At 39.6% G+C, this 2,976-nt stretch carries 1 protein-coding gene; it reads right to left on the bottom strand.

Features of this window, described 5'->3' with window-relative positions; genetic code table 11:
• Nucleotides 1-7 precede the first annotated feature (7 nt).
• Complete coding sequence (locus K5Q58_RS20495) at nt 8-2,638, bottom strand: TonB-dependent receptor (RefSeq protein ID WP_220755707.1); 2,631 nt, start codon at nt 2,636-2,638, stop codon at nt 8-10.
• Nucleotides 2,639-2,976: the final 338 nt, after the last annotated feature.

Genomic DNA, 2,976 nt, shown 5'->3' with positions numbered 1-2,976 from the left:
ATCTCGATTAGAACTTCACGCTAGCACGAACGAAGAAGTAACGACCTAATACGTCATAAGTGTACGGATCGGTATTTGAATCGTTGTTACCTGAGTAGTAAGGAGGCTCTTCATCTAATACGTTGTTCACACCACCAGACAATCTAACTGTTTCGTTAATGTCGTAAGATGCTGAGATATCGTGGTAAACGATTGAGTCAACTGAAGGAGCGTAACAATCGCTTGGATCATCTTTACATGCAAATGAATCCATACCATCGATGTAACGTGCTTCGTATGTAGCAGACCAATCGTCACCAGCTGCAGTTAAGTTAAAGTTAGTTTTTAACTCTGCGTATGCACCGACACCACCTGTGATGTAACCTTTGTAATCAATTACATTACCGTCTTGGTCATATTCTTCGTATGTATCAAGAATTGAAGTATCTAAACCTGCTTTCCAATCTAAGCCTAAACCTTCGAATGTGTATGCAACGTTGATATCGAAGCCTGAAGTGTTAGTTTCACCAATGTTTTGTAAACCATTGTCGAAGCTAATACGGCCAGTGTTATCTATTTCAATATTTGAAGACTGACATAGTGCTGTGCCTTCATTAATCTTCATGCCATTTTCATCTAAACACTGATTAGCAATGTAGTTAGAGTCAACAGAAGTAATAGTGTTTGAAATAGCAATATCGTAGTAATCAACAGTTAAAGATAAACCTTCAACAAAGCTTGGAGAATATACTAAACCAAGTGTTGTGATATCTGCTTCTTCAGGAGTAAGGTCAGGGTTACCACCTACTGTTACTTCTGCTTGAGTTTGATCAGTAGCAGGATGAACGATTTGATCGAATGAAGGTGATTTACCACCGAACAATTCAGATACTGTTGGAGCACGGAACGCTGTAGATTGACCACCACGGATCATTAAGTCGTCAAATACACGCCAAGTTAAACCAAGTTTCCAAGTAGTATCATCACCAAATGTGCTGTAATCGAAGTAACGAACAGCTGCACTTAAGTCAACTTGCTCAAGTAGCATCACATCACTGATTAATGGAATAGCTAGCTCAACATATAATTCATTAACATCAAACTCACCAGAAGTTGCTTCAACACGTGGGTCATTAGCAAGACCTTGAGCAGTCAATGAATCAGGAGTGAAATAAGCAGATTCTTTACGGAACTCGTAACCAGCAGCGAAGCCCATAGTACCAGCAGGTAAGTCAACAATATCACCAGAAAGAGAAAGTGCTGCAATATCTAGTTCACTACCACCAGCATTTACTTCTGTGTATACGAATGGAGCAATGCTGTCACCCATCCATGAAGATTGTAGGAATGGGTCAAACTCTTCAGCTTGAACAGCATCATTGATAGAGCCAATGTTATGTAAGTTAGCTAAAGTATCTACTGAGTCATTCTTACCTTTGTTGTAAGAAGCATCCCAAGTCCAACCATTATCAAACTCACCTTCAAGTCCAACAACTAAACGGATTGTATCAACAACTTGCGAGAAATCACGAGAACCAGACTCAACCATACGACGACCGTAATCCACAAGTTCGCCATCTTCAACCCAAGGAAGAAGATCATCAGTCATCCAACCACCAGCAGATATTGGCTGATATTCCCAAGACTCACTATTCCAAATTGGCTGAGGCGCCATTTGTTGATCTGACCAACGCTTAGAATACATTGCTTCAGAGAAGAACATAATAGAATCAGATAGCTCGTAAGTACCAGCCATGCTTAAGTTTAGGCGTTCCATCGGAGTAGATAGGAAGCTAGAAGCTGAGTAGTTATAACGGTCTGCATCTGTAAACTCATGGTATTCACCACCACGACCACTTAAATCAGCACCATTTGCACCCCAGATGTGGCCACCTTCTGAATAAGAAGAACCGGCACAGTATAGGCCATCAGCACCTTCTGCGATTGGACATTCAGAGAAGTCACGATCTGCTTGGCTCGCGTCACCACGCTTAGTGTACTGAGCATTGATTACAACGTTACCTTTATCAAAGGTATTACCTACAGTGAAATCTAAACTTGTTTCTTCAGCATCGCCTTGACCAGACATACCTGTTTGAACATTCATTTCCAAGCCGTCGAAATCACGCTTTAAGATTACGTTTACAACACCAGCAATAGCGTCAGTACCGTAAACAGCTGATGCGCCATCTTTAAGTACTTCAACACGTTGGATCATAGAAACTGGAATTGTATTCAAATCAACTGAAGAGGCTGCACCTGTACCTGATGCAATCATACGACGACCGTTAACTAAAACAAGAGTACGGTTAGAACCTAAGCCACGTAGGTTTACACGAGCATTACCACCAGAACCATTGTTTACCGCAGCGTTAGTCATTGCGCCACCAGAAGAGGTCATCTTCTGTAGTACATCATCAATAGATGTAGCACCTGAAGCGATAATAGCTGAAGCATCAATTACACTTACTGGGCTAGCAGTTTCCATATCGGTACGCTTAATACGTGAACCGGTTACTGCAATTCTTTCTACTTTCTCAGCTTGCGCTTCTTCAGCGATAACGCTTCCTGAAAATACTGAACCTGTTGCAACGGTCGTTGCTGCTATTGTCAAAAAGCCACGGCGAATTGCCTTAGCTGTCAAAGATAATGAACTCATTATTAAACTCCCTTCGTCATAATCAAAAATAAAGTCACGACGTTATATTTTTTATTTTTAGGTTAATTATTTAATCAACCGAGAGCATTATTGTTAAATAAAACGACAATAGTCAACATCTATTACAAATTAATAACCAAGCACAGCAGTGCTGATACAGACTTAACTTTAACACGTGTTAAAATAATGTTAAAACAAATAAAAACAAAGGCTTATAGAAATCTATCTTTTTACGGTTAAATATAATGAGAACTTTTGTTAATCAATGGTTATTAGCAACATTAAATAAGATCAAATATTAACCAAATAAGTTAATTTGATTACGCTTTAGGTTAAAT

The organism is Shewanella sp. KT0246 (assembly GCF_019654955.1).
Classification (GTDB): domain Bacteria; phylum Pseudomonadota; class Gammaproteobacteria; order Enterobacterales; family Shewanellaceae; genus Shewanella; species Shewanella goraebulensis.
Note: the sequence above shows the minus strand (reverse complement) of the source record. Positions and strands in the feature narration are given on the sequence as shown.